The following is a 24,364-nucleotide window of genomic DNA, read 5'->3' on the forward strand; positions in this document are numbered from 1 at the left end:
CATGCTACATTCGCGCCAAAGCACTCGACAAAGTACGTAAGGAACCACCATGCCCGCGCTGAACCTCGACACCGACCAAGACCGGATCGCCGAGCGCGTCAACGAGCCCGACACGCTGTTCGTCGCCTGCCTGTGCGCGGAGTGGTGCGGAACCTGTCGCGACTATCGGGACGCCTTCGACAAGCTGGCCGATCGCCATCCGGATATGTGTTTCGCATGGATCGACATTGAAACCCATGCGGACCGTTTCGACGATCTGGATGTCGAGAATTTCCCGACCATCCTGATCGAAGACTCGGTCACGACACGATTTTTCGGCACGGTATTGCCACAGGCGGCGATTGTGGAACGGATGTTGTCGGATCTGACGGCCGTGCCCGGCGTCAGCGGCGCGCCTAAGTTGCGGCCGGCGCTTCAGGTGGCCTGATGAGGCAGCCTGAAAGCGCAACGCCCAAGCCTTGCGGCACGGGCGTTGCGAGCGGTGTACGGCGCGTTTTCCATAACTTGCCCGAGCGCGGAGCGCGCAATTAAGATGGCGCGCTTTTATGGCACTTGACACGTCGCCTTCGCGGCGTGTGCTATAAAGCGGTCGTTAATGGGTCGCAAAGGTCGCAAACGAGGGTCGCGCGAATAACCGCGCACTCAAGGCCATCAACCCGGATCTACCAACCTCACATCGAGTCATGTCCAAAGCACTGATCATCGCCGAAAAGCCTTCCGTCGCGAACGACATCGCGAAGGCTTTGGGCGGCTTTACCAAGCATGACGAATACTACGAAAGCGACGACTACGTCCTTTCCTCGGCAGTCGGCCACCTGCTGGAAATCGCCGCGCCCGAAGACTATGAAGTCAAGCGCGGCAAGTGGAGTTTCGCCAATCTGCCCGTCATTCCGCCGCATTTCGACCTCAATCCGATCGCTAAGAGCGAGTCGCGCCTGAAGGTGCTAACCAAGCTGCTCAAGCGTAAAGACGTCGACCGCCTGATCAACGCATGTGACGCGGGGCGCGAGGGCGAGCTGATTTTCCGCCTGATCGCGCAACACGCGAAAGCCAAACAGCCGGTGCAGCGCCTGTGGCTGCAATCCATGACGGCCGGCTCGATCCGCGATGGTTTCGCCCGCCTGCGTAGCGACGAAGAGATGCAGCCGCTGGCCGACGCCGCGCGTTGCCGCTCGGAAGCCGATTGGCTGGTCGGCATCAACGGCACGCGGGCCATGACCGCGTTCAACAGCAAGGGCGGCGGCTTCTTCCTGACCACGGTCGGGCGGGTGCAAACGCCGACGCTGTCGATCGTGGTGGAGCGCGAAGAAAAGATTCGCCGCTTCGTGGCGCGCGACTATTGGGAAGTGAAGGCGGAGTTCGTCTGCGCCGGCGGTTTCTACGAAGGCCGCTGGTACGATCCGAAATTCAAACGCGACGAGTTCGATCCGGAAAAGCGCGATTCGCGTCTGTGGGCGCTGCCCGCGGCCGAAACGATCGTTGCCGCCTGCCGCGGCCAGATCGGCAAGGTCAGCGAAGAATCGAAGCCGTCCACGCAACTCTCGCCGGCGCTGTTCGACCTGACCAGCCTGCAGCGCGAGGCTAACGGCCGCTTCGGCTTCTCCGCGAAAAACACGCTGGGCCTCGCCCAGGCGCTGTACGAAAAGCACAAGGTCCTGACCTATCCCCGTACCGACGCGCGCGCGCTGCCGGAAGACTATATGGATACGGTCAAAGACACGCTCGGCATGCTCAAGGAGAGCAACAACTATCTGCCGTTCGCCAAGCAGGTGTTGGACAAGGGCTGGGTGAAGCCGAACAAGCGCATCTTCGACAACTCGAAGATCAGCGATCACTTCGCAATCATCCCGACGGCGCAAGCGCCGAAGAACCTCTCCGAGCCGGAACAGAAGCTCTACGACCTGGTCGTGAAGCGGTTCCTGTCGGTGTTCTTCCCGGCCGCCGAATATCGCGTGACGACGCGGATCACCGAAGTGGTCGGCCATCACTTCAAGACGGAAGGCAAGGTACTGGTCGAGCCAGGCTGGCTGCAGGTCTACGGCCGCGAAATCAGCGGTGAAGACGCGAACCTCGTGCCGGTGCAGAAGGACGAGAAGGTCAAGACCGACAAGATCGCCGCCCAGCAACTGGTGACGAAGCCGCCCGCACGCTACAACGAAGCGACCTTGCTGTCGGCCATGGAAGGCGCAGGCAAGCTCGTCGAAGACGACGAACTGCGCGAAGCGATGGCGGCCAAGGGGCTCGGCACGCCGGCCACGCGCGCCGCGATTATCGAAGGTCTGCTCGGCGAAAAGTATCTGATCCGCGAAGGCCGCGATCTGATTCCGACCGCCAAGGCATTCCAGTTGATGACGCTGTTGCGCGGCCTCGGCGTCAAGGAACTGACCGCACCGGAACTGACCGGCGAGTGGGAATACAAGCTCTCGCAAATGGAACGCGGCAACCTGCCGCGCGACGCGTTCATGCAGGAAATCGCCCGCATGACGCAGACCATCGTCAAGCGCGCGAAGGAATACGATTCCGACACGATCCCGGGTGATTACGCGACGTTAGAGACGCCGTGTCCGAACTGCAGTGGTCAGGTGAAGGAAAACTACCGCCGCTTCGCCTGCTCGAAATGCGAGTTCTCGATTTCGAAGATTCCGGGCGGACGCCAGTTCGAAATTCCGGAAGTCGAAGAGCTGCTGCAGAACAAGACAATCGGGCCGCTGTCGGGTTTCCGCAGCAAGATGGGCCGTCCGTTCTCGGCGATCCTGAAGCTGTCGCTCGACGACGAGATCAAGAACTACAAGCTCGAGTTCGACTTCGGTCAGGATTCGGGCGGCGAAGACGGCGAACCGCCTGATTTCTCCGATCAGCAATCGGTGGGTGCGTGTCCGAAGTGCAAGGGTCGCGTGTTCGAACACGGCATGAGCTACGTCTGCGAGAACTCGGTCGCGAATCCGAAGACCTGCGACTTCCGTTCGGGCAAGGTGATCCTGCAGCAGGAAATCGCGCGCGAACAGATGGCGAAGCTGCTCGAAGAAGGCCGTACGGACCTGCTGACGAACTTCAAGTCGTCGCGCACCGGCCGTAACTTCAAGGCGTTCCTCGTCAAGCAGAACGACGGCAAGATCGGCTTCGAGTTCGAAAAGAAGGAACCGTCCGCCAAGACCGCGGCGAAAACTGCAGCGGCGAAAGCGGCGGCCAAGGCAGCGCCGGATTCGGAATCGGACGACGACGAAGGCTCTGTCGCGGTGAAGGCCGTGCCGGCTGCCAAGAAGGTCGCAGCGAAGAAAGCGCCGGCAGCCAAGAAGGCGGCCACGAAAACCGCAGCGGCGGCCAAGAAAGCGCCAGCGAAGAAAACCGTGGCGCGTAAAACCGGCTCCTGATAGATGCCAACACGGCTGGAGGCAGCGTTTGCTTCCAGCCAGCTTGCGTCATAGATTCGGATTCACGCGGTATCCGCCACGCTACGAAAAAAGGCGCAGTCACTTACGTGACTGCGCCTTTTTCTTTGTCCACCGGAACGCGGCTACCAAGCGCCGCGCCCGGCTTCCGGGCCTGATCGATCCACCCGCACTTACAGCGGCGACAAAACCGTCGGTCGCGTGCGCGTGGCCGTCTTGGCCAACGTGGTGGTCGGCATCGGCGATAACTCGCTGTCCAGCAGGCGAGACAGCGGCTCAGCGCCGTCGAACGCTTCCGGCGGCATGTGATCCGACGATTCGAACGCCGACGTCGTGTCGGGGCGTCCAAGGCCGTCCTTGATCCACTGTTCGCCGAGAAGGCTGTTCGGCGTCTGGCTGAAATGCTCGACCAGATGATCGATGAACGTGCGGACCTTTGCCGGCAAATGACGGCGGCTCGGATACGCAATGTTGATCTCGACCTGCGGCAAACGGTAATCGCCGAGCAGACGCACCAGCCGGCCACGCGTCATGTCGCGGCCAATCAGATAGCTCGGCAGAATCGCGATGCCCATGCCGAGCAACGCGAACTGCCGCAGCATTTCCGTGTTGTTCGCCACGATCACGTTCGACGGCCGCACGCGCACCTCGCCTTCCGGGCCCGTGAACACGCGCTCGTCGCCCCAATACTCGGACGGCAAGCTCAGGCACGGATGCTCCAGCAAATGCTCGGGACGCGTCGGCACGCCGTGCTTCTCGAGATAAGCCGGCGTGGCGCACACCGTCATGCAACCCGTGGTGAGACGCCGCGTGACGATGCTGGCGCTGCGCATCTGCCGCGCGATCACGACGCCCACGTCGAAACCTTCTTCGACCAGGTCGACCTGACGATCGACCAGCGTCACATCGGGAATCACTTTCGGGTAACGCTCCGCGTATGTTTGAAGCACGGGTGCGAGGTTGTGCAGCCCGAACACCACCGGCGCGACGATTCTCAGCGTGCCGACGGGTTCATGATTGCGCGCCACCACCATCTGCTCGACGTCTTCCAGTTCGTCGAGAATCTGGCGCGCGCGCTCGAGATAAACCTGACCCGACTCGGTCAGAGACAAGCTGCGGGTTGTGCGATTGAGCAGCCGCGTACCAAGACGCCCTTCGAGGTCGGCGACGTGACGGGTGGCAACTGCGTTGGAAATATCCATCGCGCTCGCAGCGCGGGCAAAACTGCCGAGATCCGCCACTCTGACGAAAACTCGCATCGACTGCAAATGATCCATAAGACAACTCCTGCCGTGTTACAGCTTCCTGACAATTAGTGAAAACCAGTGAAGCGAACTTGGAATTCTCCTACGACTCGCGAAATCGTGCAGAAGTTGCCCACGAAAGCGGAAATATTGTCGATTTCTGTGCGACTGTACTCACCAATGTGGGGCGCGACCACTCATTATTCCGAAAAAAGAAACAATCTGCTGCGCTGCAGCTTGCTCTGTCTTTTTTGTTCGAACAGACGTAATGATCGTCCCGGCGTTGCGGAATCGGAAAAAATCGCGGTGTAAGGGAGGTGGACAAAGAAAAACCGCCCGAAGGCGGCTCTCCATGCGAAGTGAATACTCACATGATCAGGCAATGAGCTTCTGCTCCAATGAGCGTTTAGCGTCCGTCAAAGCGGTCGGCAACCCTTGCTGCAGTGTGTCAAAAAGTTCGGCATGCAGCGCGAGTTCGTCGCGCCATGCTGCGTCGTCGACGGAAATCACCTGCTCGAATTGCTCGCGGCTGAAGTTCAGCCCGCTCCAGTCGATGTCGTCATAGTGCGGCGACACGCCGAACGCGTGTTCCTCGCCTTGGGCCGTGCCCTCGATACGGCCGACCATCCAGCCCAGCACGCGCATATTCTCGCCGAAGCCCGGCCAGACGAACTTGCCGTCGGTTCCCTTGCGGAACCAGTTGACGCAGAAAATCTTCGGCAGCTTCGCGTTCAGTTGAGCCAGACGTTCGCCAGTTTTCAGCCAGTGGCTGAAGTAATCGCTCATGTTGTAGCCGCAGAACGGCAGCATCGCGAACGGGTCGCGGCGCACCACGCCCTGTTGGCCGGCCGCGGCGGCGGTCGTCTCGGAGCCCATGGTCGCGGCCATGTAGACGCCTTCGACCCAGTTGCGCGCTTCAGTGACGAGCGGCACGGTCGTGGAACGGCGGCCGCCGAAGATAAACGCGTCGATCGCAACGCCCGCCGGGTTTTCCCAGTCGGCGTCGATCGACGGACATTGCGCGGCCGGCGCCGTGAAGCGCGCGTTCGGATGCGCCGCCTTGCGGCCGCTCTCCTTCGCGGAGGCCGGTGTCCAGTCCTTGCCCTGCCAGTCGATCAGGTGCGCGGGCGCTTCGTCGGTCATGCCTTCCCACCAGACGTCGCCGTCGTCGGTAAGCGCCACGTTCGTGAAGATCACGTTCTCTTTCAACGTGGCCATGGCGTTGAAGTTAGTCTTTTCGCTCGTGCCCGGCGCAACGCCGAAGTAGCCGGCTTCCGGATTGATCGCGTACAGGCGGCCGTCCTTGCCCGGTTTGATCCACGCGATATCGTCGCCGATCGTGGAAATCTTCCAGCCGTTCAAGCCGTCCGGCGGGATCAGCATCGCGAAGTTGGTCTTGCCGCACGCCGACGGAAACGCCGCCGCCACGTGATGCTTGCGCCCTTGCGGCGAAGTGACGCCGAGAATCAGCATGTGTTCGGCGAGCCAGCCTTCGGCGCGGCCCATGGTCGATGCAATGCGCAGCGCGAAGCACTTCTTGCCGAGCAGCGCGTTGCCGCCGTAGCCCGAGCCGTAGCTCCAGATTTCGCGCGACTCGGGAAAATGGACGATGTATTTGGTGTCGTTGCACGGCCACGGCACGTCTTTCGCGTCGGCCGCCAAAGGCGCGCCGACCGAATGCACACAGGGCACGAACTCGCCGTCTTCGCCGAGCACGTCGTACACCTGGCGGCCCATGCGCGTCATGATGCGCATGTTCGTCACCACGTACGGGCTGTCGCTCAATTCAACGCCGATGTGCGCGATCGGCGAACCCAGCGGGCCCATCGAGAACGGCACCACGTACATCGTGCGGCCGCGCATCGCGCCGTCGAACAGACCGTCGAGCGTGGAGCGCATTTCCGCCGGGGCGATCCAGTTATTGGTGGGGCCGGCGTCTTCGCGGCGCGGCGAGCAGATGAACGTGCGGTCTTCGACGCGCGCCACGTCGGACGGATCGGACCAGGCAAGGTAGGAATTGGGACGTTTCGCGGGATTGAGCTTTCTGAGGGTGCCCGCTTCGACCATTTGTGCACACAAGCGGTCGTATTCCTCCTGCGAGCCGTCGCACCAGACGACCTGGTCGGGCTTGGTCAACGCGGCGACGCGCTGGACCCAGTCGAGCAACTTTCGGTGTTTGACCCACGCGGGCGCCTCGATTACGGGCTGTCCTTCGAATGAGGGATGGTTCATCGACTTGTCTCCGTTTTGAAAGCGAATAGAAAAACGGTACAAGCCCAAGGGGACGCTGCATGCGAGAGGCGTTCAATTCTTCGCGCCGGGAGACTGCCTGAACCGGCGCGCAAATAATTGTGCAGGTCATCATGGGCCACACAGCTTGCTGCGTGGAGGCATCGACCGACGGTTGTCTGCAACCGTCTGTAAAGCGGCTTGCCTCAACACGCAACAAACTGTTAAAAACGATGTCAATCGGCCTTTCCGTGGCGCAGCCGTTCTACGCGGCAGCTTCTACGGTAAGGCATCCAGCCAGTCCGGCATGTGACCTAGGTCACATGGTGGGACAGTCAGCATAACACTCCGTTCCGCACCGTCATGGTGCGCCGCAAGACACATACCATGAAGATTGCCATCCTCGACGATTACCAGGACGCCGTTCGTAAGCTCGACTGCTTTCAATTGCTGGCCGACCACGAGGTCAAAGTTTTTAACAACACCGTCCGCGGTCTCGGTCAGTTGGCGAGCCGTCTTTCCGAAGTCGACGCACTGGTGCTGATTCGCGAACGTACCCGTATCAACTCGCAACTCCTCGACAAACTGCCGCGTTTGCGCATGATCAGCCAGACCGGCAAGGTCTCCAGCCATATCGATCTGGCGGCCTGTACCGAGCGCGGCATCGCCGTGCTGGAAGGCAGCGGTTCGCCGATCGCGCCGGCCGAGCTGACGTGGGCTCTCATCATGGCGGCGCAGCGGCGCATTCCGCAATACGTGGCAAACCTTAAGCAAGGGGCCTGGCAGCAGTCGGGTTTGAAGACGTCCGCGCTGCCGCCGAACTTCGGTTTGGGTCAGGTCTTGCGTGGTCAGACGCTGGGGATTTGGGGCTACGGCAAGATTGGCCGCCTGCTCGCCGGGTACGGCAAGGCGTTCGGCATGAACGTGCTGATCTGGGGCCGCGAGCATTCACGCGAGGCTGCGCGCGCCGACGGCTACGGCGTCGCCGAAAGCCGCGAAGCGTTGTTCGAGCAAAGCGATGTGCTGTCCTTGCACCTGCGTCTGCATGACGACACGCGCGGCATCGTCAAGCAGGAAGATTTGATGCGGATGAAGCCGACCGCCTTGCTCGTGAATACGAGCCGCGCCGAGTTGCTCGATGAAAACGCGCTGGTGAACGCGCTGTCGCACAACCGTCCGGGGATGGTCGCGATCGATGTGTATGAAAGCGAGCCGATCCTGCAGGGCTACAGCCTGCTGCGCATGGAGAACGTGATCTGCACGCCGCACATTGGCTATGTGGAGCGCGAGAGCTACGAGCTTTACTTCACTGCGGCGTTCCAGAACATTCTCGCGTTCGACGCCGGCGATACGGGCAGCGTGGCGAATCCGGAGGCGTTGCAGGGCGGGCGTCGGCGGTAAGTCGAGTCGCGAGGGGCGGTTGTTTGGCCCCTCGGCCCCTCGTTTCGTATCAGCGCGCTGCGTGCGCGCCGACCTCTAGCAGCGCGGGCATGCGCTCGAGGAAAGTCTCGCCGTCGCCGCGGCCGAGGTTGTACGCGTGCACCATCTGCGAAGGGCTGGTGTAATCCCAGCTCGAAATCGGCACCTTGCGCGACGGCTGTACATACAGCCGTTGCTGCACGCCATGCGGCACCACGAACATCTGCGGACGCGGGTAAAGACGCGTGACCATCACAAGCACGTTGCCGGGCGCATCGGCGTCGAGCGCGCCGACCGGCACGTTGTCGACCATGCCGCCATCCAGCACAGGACGCCCGTTGCGCCGCAAAACCGGCGTGAACGGCGGCGTACTCGACGATTGCAGGATCAGATCCGCCAGATCCTCGACGCTGGCGCAGTCCTGCGCACGCACGAATTCCGGATGAAAACCGAGCGTCTGACCGAGCGTTGGATGCAGCGTTTTGCGGACGTATTTCTCGATGTTGTACGCGATCAACCCGGCGGCGACCGCGCTGCGCGCGCCGAGCCAGCGCGGCAGATGCGACACGCCGATGCGGATTTCCGGCGCCCCGGCGAGCGTCGAAAACCTCTCGCCGTAGATGTCGAGCAGCGCCTGCCGGTAAATGCGGTAGTGCGGAAACACCGACTCGCCGCGCAGCAGGTTGCCCCAGTAGGCGTTGCGGGTGTTGTGGCGAAGCGCGTCTTCGTAATAGCGCATTACCCAGTCGGAGTCGCGCGTGTAGAGCATGCACGCGGTGGCGGCGCCGGCCGAAATGCCGGTGATGACGCGCGGGCGGATCTGCAATTCCGGCTGCACCACGTCCCAGAAACCCGCCTGCCACCAGCAGCGGTTGCCGCCGCCCGCGAATACGACCTGATCGAACATCCTGCTTTTTCCTTTTCTTTTGACTTTGATGCGGCTCACGCCGCGGTGCTAGTCGAGCAGCGCGTAGGTGGTGGTGGCGTGGACGGCCATGTTGCCGGACTCGTCGAACAATTCGACCTCGCCGAACACCAGATTGCGGCCCATGCGCAGCACGCGCGCGGTGATCAGCACGTCGCCATTGCGGACCGCGCGCATGAAATTGATGTTGAGCGAGACGGTGCTCATCGGCTTGAAGCCACCGAGCGCGGCGGAAATGGCGACGATCATCGCCGTGTCGGCCGCGGCCATGAAGACCTGGCCGCAAATCACGCCGCCCGAATGACGCAGACCCCCGGAAAACGGCAGACGCAGCGTGGCGCTTTCGTCGTCGACTTTAACGGGCGTCAGCGTGAGCGCACGGACCCAGGGAGCGAGGATGCGGTCGAGCAACGCGATAATCTCTTTCTCATCCATGGCAATCCTCGGTGGAGAGCCGCGCGACGCTTCGTGCGGCAAGGGTTCGCGACATAATACCGGGACGGGAAAGGCCGCGTGTTTTTGACGGCCGCGTGGCGATCGAGGAATGCTTCGAACCCGCTGAAGCCGCTATTTTTAAGAAATCTGCTAAAGAGGCTTGGCAAGTTCTGGAAATTACTGCATAATTTCGCTTCTGTTGGGGGCGTTAGCTCAGCTGGTAGAGCAGCGGACTCTTAATCCGTAGGTCGACAGTTCGAATCTGTCACGCCCCACCAAAGATTCAAAGCAAAAAGCCCGGTCCTCGTGACCGGGCTTTTTGCTTTGCGGCGCGCGTTTTCAGCGAACAATCGCCCCAAGCCAGAGCCCGACGAAATCCCACGCATTCCCCACAGCAATTTCCTTCAATACACCCCACCGCACCGCCCGCTACCGTTCAGCGTCGCCAATCCGGCGCACTCCTGTTTCGGGGCATCAGATGACCGCATTACTCTCCATGGCCGCATTCGCGCTGGCCAGCTCCATTTCTCCCGGTCCGGTGAATGTCGTGGCGCTCAGCGCCGGCGCGCAGCACGGACTCGCCGCGAGCATGCGGCATGTCACCGGCGCAACCATCGGCTTCACCGTGCTGCTTCTGCTCATTGGTCTCGGACTGCACGAGTTGCTCGCGCATTTCCCGAACCTGATCGCGGTAGTCAAATGGGCGGGCGTCGGCTTTCTGCTCTACATGGCCTACAAACTCGCCGTCGACGACGGCCGCCTCGGCGCGGATCAATCCGCCCGCGGCCCCTCGTACGCCAATGGCGCGGCGATGCAATGGCTCAACCCGAAAGCGTGGCTCGCGTCGCTGGCCGGCATGGGCGCCTATGCAGCCGATGGCGACGGCCAGCTCGTCTGGCAATTCGCCGTCGTCTATTTCGTGATCTGCTATGTGTCGATTGCGAGTTGGGCGTACGCCGGCACGTTCCTGCGCAAGTACTTGCAGGAACCGCAGCGCGTCAGGGTATTCAATCGCGTCATGGCCGCGTTGCTCGCGGCGAGTGCGCTGTATCTGCTGGTCGAGTGACGCACCGACTCAACTGCGATATTGACCCGGCGTCGCCGCAACCAGCCGCTTGAACGTACGTTGCAAATGCGCCTGATCGGCGAACCCGGCGTCGAGCGCGACGTCCGCGATCAAGCGGCCGCGTCGCAATTGCGCGCGGCTGTACTGAATGCGTCGATTGATCAGATACGCGTGAGGCGTCATGCCATAGCGCTGTTTGAACGCGCGAATCAGATGCGACGGCGAGAGTTCGGCCGCCTTGCACACGTCATCGAGTCTCAATGCACGGGTGCAGTTTTCCGCGATGAATTCCGCTGCGCGCGAGAGCTGCCGGCTGGCGTCGTGATCCGGCAAAGATGCCGGGTTCAGCTTTTGTTGTACTTCAGAGAAGAAGACGACTGCCGTGCTTTCTTTGTGAAGAATCTCGGCATCACTGTCCACGAGAATCGCATGCAAACGGTTCAGATCATCGAACAGTTTCAGGTCCGTCGTCATGGTCTGCGAGAACGCGCGAAACGCGTGGTTTTCGCTGAAACCCAGTTCGTGTTGCAGACTCGTGAACCACGTCACGTCTACATGCAGCATGCAGTACGACCAGCGCTCATCGGCGACGGGATTGCAGGCATGCACGTCGTCCGGATTCATCATGACGACCGCGCCTGCGCCGATCCATTCGCTCGCGTGGCGATTCACGTAGACGCTGCGCCCGCCGGTTACGGCGCCGATAGAAAACGTCTCATGCGAATGTTTGGCGTAGCAGACCTCGCGGCCATCGTCGATGGAACGCGCCTCGATGAACGGCAACGCGTCGCTGCGCCAGAACTTCGGCGCAGAAGCGCGTTTCGCGTGAATGGCCGCTTCCGTCGTCTCGCTCATCTACCGGCTCTACGATGTGTACGCAGACCTCGCACACCTGCAAGGCCTACGTATCGTAGCCGCCAAACGGATCGTCAACAAGACAACTCATGGAACGAAGACGCGAGGTGTTTCAGCGCGCCCGGTACACCGCAGCCTTACTTCGCCGAGATGTCGATATTGCCGAGATATTTAGCGGCCAGCGTCTTCACCGTGCCATCCGCCTGCACCTTGGCGATCGCCGCGTTCAATTGCTCACGCAGCGCCGTATCGCCTTTACGAATCCCGTACGCGATACCGCTGCCGAGAATCTTGTCGTCACGCACAGGTTGCCCGACGAACGCGTAGTCCTTGCCGTTCGGCTTCGACAGAAAACCCGCCTGACCCGCGGGCGCGAGCACGAGCGTCGCGTCGAGGCGACCCGAGAGGAGATCGGTATAAACCTGGTTCTGATCCTGATACGGCACGACCGTCACGCCGGCCGTTTCCCAATGCGTCTTCGCGAAGGTTTCCTGAATCGAAGCCTGCAATACGCCGACGCGTTTGCCCTTCAACGACGCGGGCGTCGGCAGCAAACCGCTATCGCGCTTCGCGATCAACTGCGTCGGCACGCGATACACCACGGTGGTGAAATCGATCGCCTGACGGCGTTGTTCGGTGGCGTTCATCGCCGAATTGATCGCGTCGAACTTGCGACCCTGCAGTGCGGGAATCAGGCCGTCGAACGAAGTCTCGACCCACTTGCACGTCATATGCGCGGCGACGCAAACGGCATTGCCGACATCGACGTCGAGTCCTTGCAACTCACCATTCGGCCCCTTCGACTCGAACGGCGGATACTGTGCTTCGAGTCCGAATCGCAGTGTCGTTTCAGCGGCACTGGCCGTTGAAAAAGCCGCGATCGATGTGAATGCGCAGGCCAATGCCCATAGTGGCTTGAGCGATTTCATAACAGGTCCCTTCCCTTCGATTCGGTGTCAACGCCTTCATGCAACACGCTGATGCATGAAGGCGTCACGATCATACTGCGGTCAAAAACCCGACCGTTGCGCGCGCAATCAAACAATCAAACAATCGGATCGTCAGATTTCGCACAGACGCCGCGCGCCTTCGAGCAACGTCGCATCGTCCTTCGAGAAGCTCAGGCGAATCAGGCCCGAATCGGTGCCGTCGGTGTAGAACGCCGACAGCGGAATCGTCGCGACCCGCGCATCGCGAATCAGGCGCAGCACGAAGTCGCTATCGCTTTCGTCAGAGAAACCGCGAAACCGCGCGAGCATGAAAAAGCTGCCTTCGCTCGGCAGCAATTCGAAGCGCGAATCGCGCAACGCATGCGCGAGCAGATCTCGCTTCTTCTGATAGAACGCGGACAAGCCGAGATAGCTTTCGCGATTCGCCAATGCATCGACGAACGCGTACTGCATCGGTGTATCGGCAGAAAACACCATGAATTGATGGACTTTGCGAATCTCGTCCATCAGCGCAGCGGGCGCGAGGCAATAGCCGACACGCCACCCAGTCACGTGATACGACTTGCCGAACGACGACACGATCACGCTGCGTTCCGCGAGTTCGGTATCGCACGCCATGCTCTGATGTTGGGCGCCGTCGAACACCACGTGCTCGTAGACTTCGTCGGCGAGAATCACGATATCGGTGTTGCGTGTAACGGCTTTTAAGCGCGCGAGGTCGTCCGCGCTGAACACGGTGGCGGTCGGATTGTGCGGCGTGTTGATGATGATCATGCGGGTCTTCGGCGTGATCGCGGCGGCGACCTCGTCCCAATCCACGCGGAAACCATCTAACGAGAGCTTGATCGCTACCGGCGTGGCGCCTTGCAGTCGGACGATCGGACCATAGCTGTCGAACGAAGGCTCGAAGTAGATCACTTCGTCGCCCGGATGCACGAGTGCGCTGATCGTCGAATACAGGCCTTCGCTGGCGCTGGCGATCACGGTCACTTCGCTTTGCGGGTCGTAGCGCACGCCATACAGCGTTTCGACCTTGTCGGCGAGCGCTTCGCGCAGTGCCGCGATGCCGGCCATCGGCGCGTACTGGTTGTGACCGGCGCGCATGGCTTGCGCGACACCGTCGATCAACTTTGCGTCCGGCGCGAAATTCGGTGCGCCTTGCGACAGGTTCAGCGCATCGTGTTGCGCGGCCAACTGACCGATCACGGTAAAAATCGTCGTGCCCACGTCAGGCAATTTCGAGCGGGCTTGCATGGCGCTCTGCATAAGGCTTCTCCCTTTCTTCATCCGGCAATGGATTCGCGGACGGCCAACGGCGTGGCGGTCCCATCCGGTTCGGTGATTAGGCATCAGCCAAAGAAGCGTCACAATCGAAACTTTGTCATGCGCGGCATGCGTTTACGTCATGGCCTGGACGAGCGCGCGTCACCACCGGCGAAGCCTGTGAGATCGGGATTGACAGGGAAAAGGCGGCACCGCGCGAAAAACGCGAAGACGGTGGAAAGCGCCAAGGGTATGAAGGAATGTGATGCGGCAGGGGCAGCGACGATCAGGGCGATCGCAGCTTGACGCGACCCGGAAAAACGCAGGGCGGCTGGCGAGGCAAGCATGAGCGCTCGCGCCGCCAGCCAACGCCGATCAGGCTTCGTCCATCATCCGGACTCTGACCTTCTTGCCCTTCACCTTGCCGGCGCTGAGCTTGCGCAGCGCCTCACGCGCAATGCTGCGTTCCACGGCCACGTAGGTGGACATTTCGGTCACGTTAATCTTGCCGATCTGCGAGCCGTCGAATCCCGCCTCGCCGGTCAGCGCGCCGAGCACGTCGCCGGGACGGATCTTTTCCTTGCGGCCGCCGAGAATCTGCAGCGTCTCCATGGGCGGCAACAGCCGCTCATTGCTCGCCGCCGTGAGTTCGGACAGCTTGTGCCATTCCACCTCGCGCTTTTGCGCCTGTTCGAGACCGGCGACGCGGCCCATCTCGTTCATGCTCGCGAGGCTCAGTGCCCAGCCCTCCTGATCGGCACGGCCCGTGCGGCCAATGCGGTGCACATGCACTTCCGGGTCCGGCGTCACGTCGACGTTGATCACCGCTTCCAGTTGCGCGATGTCGAGGCCGCGCGCGGCGACGTCGGTCGCGACCAGCACGGAGCAGCTACGGTTGGCGAACTGGATCAGCACCTGATCGCGTTCACGCTGATCGAGCTCGCCATGCAGCGCGAGCGCATGAAAACCTTGCGCGCGCAACACGTCGAGCAGATCGCGGCATTGCTGCTTGGTATTGCAGAACGCCAGCGTGCTGACCGGACGATAGTGGTTCAACAGCAAACCCACGGCATGCAGACGCCCGTCTTCGGCGACTTCATAGAACCGCTGACGGATCTTGCTGTTGTCATGCCGCTCGGCCAGTTTCACTTCCTTCGGGTTGCGCAGGAATTGCTGACTCAGCTTGACGATACCTTCGGGGTACGTCGCCGAAAACAGCAGCGTTTGCCGCTCTTTCGGACATTGCTTGACGACGGTGGCGATGTCGTCGAAGAAACCCATGTCGAGCATGCGGTCGGCTTCGTCGAGCACCAGCGTGTTGAGCGACTGCAACGGCAGGCTGCCGCGCTCGAGGTGATCCATGATGCGGCCCGGCGTGCCGACCACGATGTGCGCACCGTGTTCGAGACTGGCCGTTTGCGGACGCATCGGCGTGCCGCCGCACAGCGTCAGCACCTTGATGTTTTCTTCGGCGCGCGCGAGGCGGCGGATTTCCTGCGTGACCTGGTCGGCGAGTTCGCGCGTGGGGCACAGCACCATGGCCTGCACGGCGAAGTTGCGGACGTCGAGGCGGGCCAGCAGCGCCAGCGAAAACGCCGCAGTCTTGCCGCTGCCGGTTTTCGCCTGGGCGATCAGATCGTGGCCGGCGAGCGCGATCGGCAGGCTCGCGGCCTGAATCGGCGTCATCTCGACATAGCCGAGCTGCGTCAGATTCGCGAGCGCGGCGGGCGGGAGCGGCAACTGGCTAAACGGCGCGCCGGCGGGAGTGGGACTGTTCATAGGGTGAGCTCGCTGTCGGCTGGAAAAAAGGACTTAGTCGGCCATCGGGCCGTTAGCGGGACGGCCTTCGATCTGCTCGTACAGCACCGAACCGTCTTCGCCGTCGAAACGCTCGACGTAATTGCGCGCGCCGCACATCGGGCAGCGGAACAGCAGCCCTTGCCCTTCGTTCTTGATGACGACGTCCGATTGCTCCCACCGCGCGTTGCAGGGCTGGTTTCTACAAGTAAACACGTTGATTCTCCAACTGGATTCGATGATTGTTTGGACCGGCCACAGGTGAGGCGAGGCCTTCGCCATAAAGCTGCGCGCCGCCGCCGCGCGGCATTCGCGTTAGCGCGGCCGACACGCCTTAACCCAGATGCGTATGCCGCGCTCGCGGCGCGCTCACATCCATATCGGTCAGACCTTGCACGATGCCGCAGTCTTCAACGGCCTGTTCGCCGTGGCATTGCTCGCGCAACGTGGTGAGTTGCACTTTCAACTGCTTCAGCTCCTCAATGCGCGTATCGACATGCGCGATGTGCTCGTCGATCAGGGCATTGATGCCGCCGCAACCCTCGGCGGGCGCGTCGGTGAGACGCAGCAACGCGCGGATCTCGTCGTGAGTCATATCGAGCGCGCGGCAGTTGCGGATGAAGCGCAGCCGTTCGACGTGCTTGCCGGTATAGCTACGGTAATTGGCTTCGGTGCGGTCCGCTTCGGGCAACAGGCCCTCTTTTTCGTAGAAACGGATCGTTTCGGTCGTGCAATGGGCGATTTTCGCCAGTTCGCCTATTTTCATGGACCCTCCGGATCGCGGCCTTGACCTTGTAGTGGCTTCAAGGTGTTTAATAGACCACAAATCGAACCAGGAAGCCACCATGTCTCACGCCGACCACGCCGAAGCAGACCGTCCCGAACAGGCCAAAGCCTGTGCCCACGGGCACGCCGGGCATGACCACGCTGGTCACGACCACGCCGCACACGACCACGACCACGACCACGACCACAAAGGCCATGATCACAAAGGTCACGCCCACAACCACGCCGACGCAGGCTGCTGCGGCTCGACACCCAGCACTCTGGCCGCGCCGATCCGCTTGCCGCGATCCGAAGCCGTCGGCAACGACGTGCGTACCGCCATCCGCATCATGCAGATGGACTGCCCGACCGAAGAAGCGCTGATCCGCAAGAAATTCAGCCGCATGCCGTATGTGCGCAGCATGGACTTCAACCTGATGCAGCGTGTGCTGACGGTCGTGCACGCGCCGGACGCGCTCGAATCGATCCTCGCCGCGCTGCGTTCGCTCGACTTCACGCCCGAAATGGCGGACGCCGGCCCGAACGGCTCGCCGGCGACCGCTGCCGCCGCGCCGGCCAAGCCGTGGTGGCCGCTCGCCCTCGCCGGCGTCGCCGCGGTGGGCTCAGAGGCCGCTGGCTGGCTCGGCGCACCGACCTGGATGGCTGCGGGTCTGGCGCTCGTCGCGATCCTCTCCTGCGGCCTTACAACCTACAAGAAGGGCTGGCTCGCGATCCGCAACGGCAACCTGAACATCAACGCGTTGATGAGCATTGCCGTCACCGGCGCGCTGGTCCTGCGCCAGTGGCCGGAAGCCGCGATGGTGATGGTCCTCTTCACGATCGCCGAACTGATCGAGGCGAAGTCGCTCGACCGCGCCCGCAACGCGATCCAGGGATTGATGCAACTCACGCCCGAACAGGCGAGCGTCCAGCAGCCCGACGGCAGCTGGCAAGCCACGGATCTGAAAGCGATTGCGCTCGACGCGGTGGTTCGCGTGAAGCCGGGCGAGCGGATCGCGCTCGACGGCGAGATCGTCGCGGGCCGTTCGAGCGTGGATCAGGCGCCGATCACCGGCGAAAGCCTGCCGGTCGACAAGACCGTCGGCGACGCCGTGTTCGCCGGCACGATCAACCAGGCCGGTTCGTTCGACTATCGGGTCACGGCCGCGGCCAGCAACACGACGCTCGCGCGCATCATCCACGCGGTCGAGGAAGCGCAAGGCACCAAGGCGCCGACGCAACGTTTCGTCGATCAGTTCGCTCGCGTGTATACGCCGATCGTGTTCGCCGTCGCGCTGGCGGTGGCGATCGTGCCGCCGCTGCTGTTCGGCGGCGCATGGCACGAGTGGGTCTACAAGGCGTTGGTCATGCTGGTGATCGCCTGCCCGTGTGCGCTGGTGATCTCGACGCCGGTAACGATCGTCAGCGGGCTTGCAGCGGCCGCCCGCAAAGGCATTCTGATCAAGGGCGGCGCTTATCTGGAGCAAGGCCGCAAACTGCGCCGCCTCGCGCTCGACAAAACCGGCACGCTGACGCACGGCAAACCGGTGCAAACCGAACTGGCGATCCTCGCCGACGTCGACGACGCCCGTTGCCGCTCGCTCGCGGCGAGTCTCGCGGGACGCTCGGATCATCCGGTGTCGATGGCGATTGCGGCGGCGGCGAAGACCGACGGCGTCGCCAGCGTCACGGTCGACGCGTTCGAAGCCCTCGCCGGACGCGGCGTGCGCGGCGAGATCGACGGTTTGTCGTACTGGCTCGGCAATCATCGGCTGGTCGAGGAACTCGGGCGATGCTCGGCGTCGCTTGAAGCCCGGCTCGACGCGCTCGAGCGGCAAGGCAAAACCGTCGTGATGCTGGTCGACGCGGAGCGCGTGCTCGCGCTGTTCGCGGTCGCCGATACGGTGAAGGAGACGAGCCGCGCCGCCATCGCCGAATTGCAGCGCCTCGGCGTCGCCACAACCATGCTCACCGGCGACAACCCGCACACCGCCGCCGCGATCGCGCAGCAGGTCGGCATCGATGAAGCGCGCGGCGATCAGTTGCCGGAAGACAAGCTCAACGCGGTGGCGCAGTGGTCGGCGGAAGGCGCGACGGTCGGCATGGTCGGCGACGGCATCAACGACGCCCCGGCGCTGGCGCGCGCCGATATCGGCTTCGCGATGGGTGCGATGGGCACCGACACCGCGATCGAAACCGCCGACGTCGCGCTGATGGACGACGATCTGCGCAAGATCCCGTCGTTCATCCGGCTCTCGAAGGCGACGCATGCGGTGCTGGTGCAGAACATCGCGCTGGCGCTCGGCATCAAGAGCGTGTTTCTCGTGCTGACGGTGATGGGTCTCGGCACGATGTGGATGGCCGTGTTCGCGGACGTGGGCGCGAGCCTGCTGGTGGTGGCGAACGGGTTGCGGTTGTTGCGTAAGTAAAAACCGCCACCCGTCACCCTCAACCGCTGTCAATGCGCGAACGAACGCTGCCCCGTTACCGCCTGCGCCCCCACCGCGGCCTTCAACGTCTCAGAAGGCCGCATACCGAACAGCTTGCGATAGTCCGTCGCGAACTGGCTCAGATGCCAGAACCCCCACGCCGCCGCGACGTCCTGCACCGAACGTGATTCACGCGCGGCGCTGGAAAGATCGCGCCGCGCGCCGTTCAGGCGAATCGCGCGCAGATACGTGGCGGGCGCCATCCCCAGCACGTCCTGAAAGCAGTACTGCAGCGTGCGCCGGCTCACATGCAACCGCTCGCACAACTCCGGCACGCTGATCGCCCGGTCGCGATTGACCAGTACATACTCGCGCGCTTCCGACACGATCGACTGCCGGCGTGGCCGCGCCGGCATCGCCACCGGCTCCGACGCCGGCAACGCGCCGACATCGAACAGCGAAGCCAGCACCGACGCCTGCAAGTTGTTGCGCGCGAACGGCGACAGCGGCGTGCCGCGCGCCGCGCCGTCGTCGAGCAGTTGCCGCAGCGACGCGCACAAGTGCTCCTTGCGCGCCCGGTCGATCGGCACCACTTCCGTGTGCGGCACATGATCGGCCAGGCCGACGCGCTCGACATCCGCCGCGTAACGGCGCAGCACTTCGCCTTTGACCACCACGCCAAAAATCTCGTAACCGGCCGACGTCAGCAGTTCGAATTCGACGCCGCCGGGACGGAACGCCAGCGCGTCGCCCGAGATCACCTGCGCGTCGATACGGCCCGACCCCGCCGGGCAGGTCGGAATGCCGAACCAGTACGCGTCTTTCTGTACCTCGCAGGTTTGCCGCAATGTATGGCTGGTCGTTTCGACGAACACCTGCATGTGATCGAGGCACAACTCGGTCAGACCGCCGACAAAACTGCCCGCGGTCAACTGGTCGTAGGTCTGGTTCCAGCCGTGCAGGTTGCGCGCCTGTTCATCGGCGTCGTGAGCGACGCAGGTCTGCACGCGGAAGCTCGGCTGCGGCGTGAGCATGGCACTGGTCTGGCCGTCGGATGGAGTGTCGATCGTCATACCGGATCTGCGCAAACGGATATCGAAGCGGGACAGGAAGGCAATTCCCATGCCGAACGGTTTCGCGGCCCGCCCCGCTCCGCCTGAGCGGCGTGGCCTGCGCCACGTCGCTGTTCAATTCCTGAACAGACCGGCACAGGCTGATCAGAAACGGGACGTTACCGCATTGCCGCATGAACAGCCACACGCCGCAGGCCGTGCGCGAGTGCTTGCTGCGCGTGCACGGATCCCCAGCGCGGTGCATTGGCACACTTCTGGCTGTAGCCTCTCGCGGCCAAGCGAAATATCGCGCCGAATATAGCCCATTCAAACATTCACCATGTGAGGAGCACACAGATGAATCACGCAGAGATGCAATTTCTGACCACCGAATTCCCGTACAAAAAGCAGTATGCGAATTTTATCGGCGGCGAATGGGTCAAGCCTGCGGGCGGTGAGTACTTCGACAACGTGTCGCCGATCACCGGCGAGCCGTTCACGTCGATCCCGCGTTCGCGCGAAGCCGATATCGAACTCGCGCTCGACGCCGCGCATCGCGCGAAAACGGCATGGGGCAAAACCTCGACCACCGAACGCGCGAACATCCTGAACCGCATCGCCGACCGGATGGAAGCGAACCTGCAACGTCTCGCGATCGCCGAAACGATCGACAACGGCAAGCCGCTACGCGAAACCATGGCGGCCGACATTCCGCTCGCCATCGACCACTTCCGCTATTTCGCCGGCGCTGTGCGCGCGCAGGAAGGCTCGCTCTCCCAGATCGACGACGACACGGTCGCGTATCACTTTCATGAACCGCTCGGCGTGGTCGGCCAGATCATTCCGTGGAACTTCCCGATTCTGATGGCGGTGTGGAAGCTCGCGCCCGCACTCGCCGCCGGTAATTGCGTGGTACTCAAGCCGGCCGAGCAAACGCCCGCGTCGATTCTCGTACTGGCCGAACTGATTCACGACCTGCTGCCCGCCGGCGTGCTGAACATAGTTAACGGCTTCGGCCTCGAAGCCGGCAAGCCGCTCGCGTCGAGCAAGCGGATCGCCAAGATCGCGTTTACCGGCGAGACCACCACCGGCCGCCTGATCATGCAGTACGCGAGCCAGAACATCATTCCGGTCACGCTCGAACTGGGCGGCAAGAGCCCGAACATTTTCTTCGCCGACGTGATGAGCGCCGACGACAGCTATTTCGACAAGGCGCTCGAAGGCTTCACGATGTTCGCGCTGAATCAGGGCGAAGTGTGCACGTGCCCGTCGCGCGTGCTGATCGACGAAAAGATCTACGATCGTTTCATGGAACGTGCGTTGAAGCGCGTCGCGGCCATCACGCAAGGACATCCGCTCGACAGCAAGACGATGATCGGCGCACAGGCTTCGCAGGAACAACTGGAAAAGATCCTGTCGTACGTCGACCTCGGCAAGCAGGAAGGCGCCGAATGTTTGATCGGCGGTGAGCGCAATCAGCTCGACGGCGAATTGAGCAAGGGCTATTACGTGAAGCCGACCGTCTTCCGCGGCCACAACAAGATGCGCATCTTCCAGGAAGAAATCTTCGGACCGGTGGTATCGGTCACGACGTTCAAGACCGAAGAAGAAGCGCTCGAGATCGCCAACGACACGCTGTACGGTCTCGGCGCCGGCGTGTGGACGCGCGACGGCACGCGCGCCTACCGCTTTGGCCGGCAAATCCAGGCGGGCCGCGTGTGGACCAACTGCTATCACGCGTATCCGGCGCATGCGGCATTTGGCGGTTACAAGCAATCGGGCATCGGCCGTGAAAATCACAAGATGATGCTCGACCACTATCAGCAGACCAAGAACCTGCTGGTCAGCTATAGCGACAAGCCGCTCGGCTTCTTCTAAGCATCACGATCCTGTTCGCACGAGCCGCCTTGCGCGGCTCGCGCTTTTTTCAGCGAGGCATGGGATGGTTGACGAGAAAGAAGTGGCCCGCGTGGTCGCGACACCGGCCGCGGTCGAGTTGATCGACAAGCTACGCGCCGAACATGGCGACGTGTTGTTCCATCAATCGGGGGGTTGCTGCGACGGCAGTGCGCCGATGATGTTTCCGCAAGGCGAATTCATGGTCGGCTCGTCCGACGTGAAACTCGGCACGATTGCGAGTGTGCCGTTCTACATGAGCGAATCGCAATTCGAATACTGGCAGCACACGCAGCTGATCATCGACGCGGTGCCGGGCAATGGCGGCATGTTTTCTTTGGAGCGTCCGAGCGGCTTGCGGTTTTTAACGCGCTCGCGGCTCTTTGAAGACGGCGAGAACGCGTGGCTGGAGACGCATCCGGTGGAACGCGTCGTTGCGTGATGCGTTTACGCCGTGCCGGGTGGCGTCGGGTTGTCGCTAACGGCGGGCGTTGCCGGGGCACTTTCCAGCAGCGCATCGCTATCGTCTTTCAGGCCGACGCCCGTGAGACCCAAACGTCTTGCGTGCGTCAGCAGGTAGTGCAACTTGTGCGCGGCGTGCGGATAGTCGAGCCCTTCGGGACGCACGTTGGAAATGCAGTTGCGCTGCGCGTCGCTGCAGCCGACTTTCGGCGCGTAGGTAAGGTAGATGCCGAGACTGTCCGGTGAACTCAGCCCGGGTCTTTCGCCGATCAACATCACCACCAGCTTGCTATTGAGTAACTCGCCGATCTCGTCGCCGAGCGCGACACGCGCCTGCCGCGCGATCACGACCGGCCCGATTTTCCAGTCGATGAGTTTCGCGCACACCGCCTGCAGCAGCGGAATGGATTGCTTCGCTGCGGCGAATGCGGATAGGCCATCTGCAATGACAAAAACCACTTCCGGCGCATCGTTCTGCGCCTGCCCGAGCGCTGCGCGGCTCTCTTCCGATAAGCGCCGCCCAAGATCGGGACGCCGCAAATAATGCTCACGATCCGGCGCGGCGCTATGCGCATCCAGCGTCGTGAAATTCAGCGCGCGCAACTGTTCGTGCAGCACCTCCGCGTCGAGCGGATGATGCACGGCGTCGCGCGCTTGCGCATGCGACAGGTTGAACGCGAGTAGCGGAGCCGTCGGCAAACTATTGCCCGCGCGGCCCAGCGCAATGCGCGCGTTGGTGAACTGGCGCAACGCGTTCCACGGATTCTTTTCGAGGAATTCGCTCATGCGATTCCCATCCAGTCGTTCGCCCCTTCCAGCAGCGGTTGTTGCGGCGATGCGCTCAGCAATGCACCGCGCGCGTCGGTGATCTGCATCGACTCTAGCCATTCCTCGAATTCCGGCGCGCGGCGCAGGCCGAGCACGTCGCGTACGTACAGTGCGTCGTGGAACGAGGTGCTTTGATAGTTGAGCATCACGTCGTCCGCGCCCGGAATGCCCATGATGAAATTGATGCCCGCCACGCCGAGCAGCGTGAGCAGATTGTCCATGTCGTCCTGATCCGCTTCGGCGTGGTTCGTGTAGCAGATGTCGCAACCCATCGGCACGCCGAGTAGCTTGCCGCAGAAATGATCTTCCAGTCCGGCGCGCGTGATCTGTTTACCGTCGTACAGGTACTCCGGTCCGATAAAACCCACTACCGTGTTGACCAGGAATGGATTGAATTTGCGCGCCACGGCATAAGCGCGCACTTCGCAAGTCTGTTGATCGACGCCGAAATGCGCGTCCGCCGACAATGCGCTGCCTTGCCCCGTTTCGAAATACATCAGGTTGTTGCCGACGGTGCCGCGCTTCAGCGACAACCCCGCTTCATACGCCTCCTGCAGCAACGCGAGCGAAATGCCGAAGCCCGCGTTCGCCTTCTCGGTGCCCGCAATCGATTGGAACACCAGATCGACCGGCGCGCCTTTTTCGATTGCGGCAATCGTGTTGGTGACGTGCGTCAGCACGCACGATTGCGTTGGCACCTGGTAGCGCAGGCGGAAGTCGTCGATCATCAGCAGCAGCTTCGTGATCGCGGCGAGATTGTCGCTGGCCGGATTGATGCCGATCATCGCGTCGCCGCAACCGTACATCAGGCCGTCGAGCATCGAGGCGGCGATGCCTTTGACGTCGTCGGTCGGATGATTCGGTTGCAGACGCACCGACATGCGGCCCGGTAAACCCACCGTATTGCGAAAGCGCGTAATCACCGGACGTTTGCGCGCCGCCGCGATCAGATCCTGATTGCGCATCAGCTTCGAGACCGCCGCGACCATCTCGGGCGTGAGGCCCGCCGTGATACGCGTGAGCGCGTCCGCGTCGGTCGTGCTGCTCAGCAGCCAGTTACGAAAGTCGCCCACCGTGAGATGCGAGATCTCTGAGAAGGCTTGCGGCGAGTGATCGTCGATCACGAGACGCGTGACCTCGTCGCTCTCGTACGGAATCAGCGCTTCGTTGAGAAACGTGCGCAACGGCACCTGCGCGAGCGCCATCTTGGCCGCAACGCGCTCTTCCTCGCTCGCCGCCGCGACGCCCGCGAGCTGGTCGCCGGAGCGTTGCGGACTGGCCTTCGCCATCAAAGTCTTCAGGTCGGCAAAGCGATAGGTGCGACTGCCGATCGTTTCGGTGTAGCTCATCGTTACGACTC

Annotated in this window: 20 protein-coding genes and 1 tRNA gene; 8 read left to right on the plus strand and 13 right to left on the minus strand. The window is 62.3% G+C overall.

Annotation, left to right across the window (positions count from 1 at the left end):
* The first annotated feature begins 49 nt into the window (after window positions 1–49).
* Together FA94_RS19275 and FA94_RS19280 are read left to right on the plus strand one after the other, a co-directional pair.
* The gene (locus FA94_RS19275; RefSeq protein ID WP_035554138.1) at window positions 50–427 is read left to right on the plus strand and encodes a thioredoxin family protein; all 378 of its coding nucleotides are present in this window, start codon (window positions 50–52) and stop codon (window positions 425–427) included.
* 256 nt (window positions 428–683) lie between these two features.
* On the plus strand, window positions 684–3,371 hold the full coding sequence (locus tag FA94_RS19280) for a DNA topoisomerase III (RefSeq protein ID WP_035554140.1): 2,688 nt from the start codon (window positions 684–686) through the stop codon (window positions 3,369–3,371).
* A gap of 191 nt (window positions 3,372–3,562) precedes the next feature.
* Here FA94_RS19280 and FA94_RS19285 read toward each other — a convergent pair whose 3' ends face one another.
* Both FA94_RS19285 and FA94_RS19290 read right to left on the minus strand, forming a co-directional pair.
* Window positions 3,563–4,666: a transcriptional regulator GvmR gene (locus FA94_RS19285; protein WP_035554141.1), complete on the minus strand. Its 1,104-nt coding sequence runs from the start codon at window positions 4,664–4,666 to the stop codon at window positions 3,563–3,565.
* Between the two features lie 342 nt (window positions 4,667–5,008).
* Window positions 5,009–6,865: a phosphoenolpyruvate carboxykinase (GTP) gene (locus FA94_RS19290; protein ID WP_035554142.1), complete on the minus strand. Its 1,857-nt coding sequence runs from the start codon at window positions 6,863–6,865 to the stop codon at window positions 5,009–5,011.
* Between the two features lie 384 nt (window positions 6,866–7,249).
* Here FA94_RS19290 and FA94_RS19295 point away from each other — a divergent pair, with 384 nt between their 5' ends.
* On the plus strand, window positions 7,250–8,263 hold the full coding sequence (locus FA94_RS19295) for a D-2-hydroxyacid dehydrogenase family protein (RefSeq protein ID WP_035562516.1): 1,014 nt from the start codon (window positions 7,250–7,252) through the stop codon (window positions 8,261–8,263).
* Between the two features lie 49 nt (window positions 8,264–8,312).
* Here FA94_RS19295 and FA94_RS19300 read toward each other — a convergent pair whose 3' ends face one another.
* Window positions 8,313–9,188 carry a patatin-like phospholipase family protein gene (locus FA94_RS19300; RefSeq protein ID WP_035554144.1) on the minus strand — a complete coding sequence of 292 codons (876 nt, stop codon included), beginning with the start codon at window positions 9,186–9,188 and terminating at the stop codon, window positions 8,313–8,315.
* A 48-nt stretch (window positions 9,189–9,236) separates the two neighbouring features.
* Complete coding sequence (locus FA94_RS19305; protein WP_035554148.1) at window positions 9,237–9,641, minus strand: PaaI family thioesterase; 405 nt, start codon at window positions 9,639–9,641, stop codon at window positions 9,237–9,239.
* A 202-nt stretch (window positions 9,642–9,843) separates the two neighbouring features.
* Between FA94_RS19305 and FA94_RS19310 the strand changes: the two genes are divergently transcribed.
* Window positions 9,844–9,919 (plus strand) — tRNA-Lys (locus FA94_RS19310).
* Between the two features lie 200 nt (window positions 9,920–10,119).
* On the plus strand, window positions 10,120–10,707 hold the full coding sequence (locus tag FA94_RS19315) for a LysE family translocator (RefSeq protein ID WP_035554150.1): 588 nt from the start codon (window positions 10,120–10,122) through the stop codon (window positions 10,705–10,707).
* A 9-nt stretch (window positions 10,708–10,716) separates the two neighbouring features.
* Here FA94_RS19315 and FA94_RS19320 read toward each other — a convergent pair whose 3' ends face one another.
* The 6 genes from FA94_RS19320 to cadR all read right to left on the minus strand — a co-directional run bounded on the left by FA94_RS19320 (window position 10,717) and on the right by cadR (window position 16,338).
* On the minus strand, window positions 10,717–11,562 hold the full coding sequence (locus FA94_RS19320) for an AraC family transcriptional regulator (protein WP_035554152.1): 846 nt from the start codon (window positions 11,560–11,562) through the stop codon (window positions 10,717–10,719).
* Between the two features lie 137 nt (window positions 11,563–11,699).
* Entirely contained in the window at window positions 11,700–12,491 is a 792-nt protein-coding gene (locus FA94_RS19325; RefSeq protein ID WP_035554154.1) for an ABC transporter substrate-binding protein, read from the minus strand.
* A gap of 132 nt (window positions 12,492–12,623) precedes the next feature.
* On the minus strand, window positions 12,624–13,778 hold the full coding sequence (locus FA94_RS19330; RefSeq protein WP_035554156.1) for a pyridoxal phosphate-dependent aminotransferase: 1,155 nt from the start codon (window positions 13,776–13,778) through the stop codon (window positions 12,624–12,626).
* 372 nt (window positions 13,779–14,150) lie between these two features.
* Entirely contained in the window at window positions 14,151–15,554 is a 1,404-nt protein-coding gene (gene dbpA / locus FA94_RS19335; protein ID WP_035554158.1) for an ATP-dependent RNA helicase DbpA, read from the minus strand.
* A 33-nt stretch (window positions 15,555–15,587) separates the two neighbouring features.
* Window positions 15,588–15,788 (minus strand): hypothetical protein, encoded by a 201-nt coding sequence (locus FA94_RS19340; RefSeq protein ID WP_035562518.1) that lies wholly within the window; start codon window positions 15,786–15,788, stop codon window positions 15,588–15,590.
* Between the two features lie 118 nt (window positions 15,789–15,906).
* Window positions 15,907–16,338, minus strand: a complete 432-nt coding sequence (gene cadR / locus FA94_RS19345) for a Cd(II)/Pb(II)-responsive transcriptional regulator (protein WP_035554160.1) — start codon at window positions 16,336–16,338, stop codon at window positions 15,907–15,909.
* Between the two features lie 79 nt (window positions 16,339–16,417).
* On the opposite strand from cadR, the gene FA94_RS19355 reads away from it, so the two are divergent.
* Entirely contained in the window at window positions 16,418–18,766 is a 2,349-nt protein-coding gene (locus FA94_RS19355) for a heavy metal translocating P-type ATPase (RefSeq protein WP_081936005.1), read from the plus strand.
* A 29-nt stretch (window positions 18,767–18,795) separates the two neighbouring features.
* Here the strand turns inward: FA94_RS19355 and FA94_RS19360 are convergent, their stop codons facing one another.
* Window positions 18,796–19,839, minus strand: coding sequence for a helix-turn-helix domain-containing protein (locus tag FA94_RS19360; protein ID WP_035554164.1), 1,044 nt, complete (start codon window positions 19,837–19,839; stop codon window positions 18,796–18,798).
* A gap of 336 nt (window positions 19,840–20,175) precedes the next feature.
* Here FA94_RS19360 and adh point away from each other — a divergent pair, with 336 nt between their 5' ends.
* Together adh and FA94_RS19370 are read left to right on the plus strand one after the other, a co-directional pair.
* Entirely contained in the window at window positions 20,176–21,696 is a 1,521-nt protein-coding gene (adh, locus tag FA94_RS19365; protein ID WP_035554166.1) for an aldehyde dehydrogenase, read from the plus strand.
* 64 nt (window positions 21,697–21,760) lie between these two features.
* Window positions 21,761–22,156: a DUF779 domain-containing protein gene (locus tag FA94_RS19370; protein ID WP_035554167.1), complete on the plus strand. Its 396-nt coding sequence runs from the start codon at window positions 21,761–21,763 to the stop codon at window positions 22,154–22,156.
* A gap of 5 nt (window positions 22,157–22,161) precedes the next feature.
* Here FA94_RS19370 and eutC read toward each other — a convergent pair whose 3' ends face one another.
* Complete coding sequence (gene eutC, locus FA94_RS19375; protein ID WP_035554169.1) at window positions 22,162–22,962, minus strand: ethanolamine ammonia-lyase subunit EutC; 801 nt, start codon at window positions 22,960–22,962, stop codon at window positions 22,162–22,164.
* The gene (locus FA94_RS19380) at window positions 22,959–24,353 is read right to left on the minus strand and encodes an ethanolamine ammonia-lyase subunit EutB (RefSeq protein ID WP_035554171.1); all 1,395 of its coding nucleotides are present in this window, start codon (window positions 24,351–24,353) and stop codon (window positions 22,959–22,961) included. The genes eutC and FA94_RS19380 overlap by 4 nt, the downstream gene beginning before the upstream one ends.
* Window positions 24,354–24,364 lie beyond the last annotated feature (11 nt).

Origin of the sequence: Burkholderia sp. 9120 (genome assembly GCF_000745015.1) — a bacterium.
In the GTDB taxonomy this organism is placed as follows: Bacteria; Pseudomonadota; Gammaproteobacteria; order Burkholderiales; family Burkholderiaceae; genus Paraburkholderia.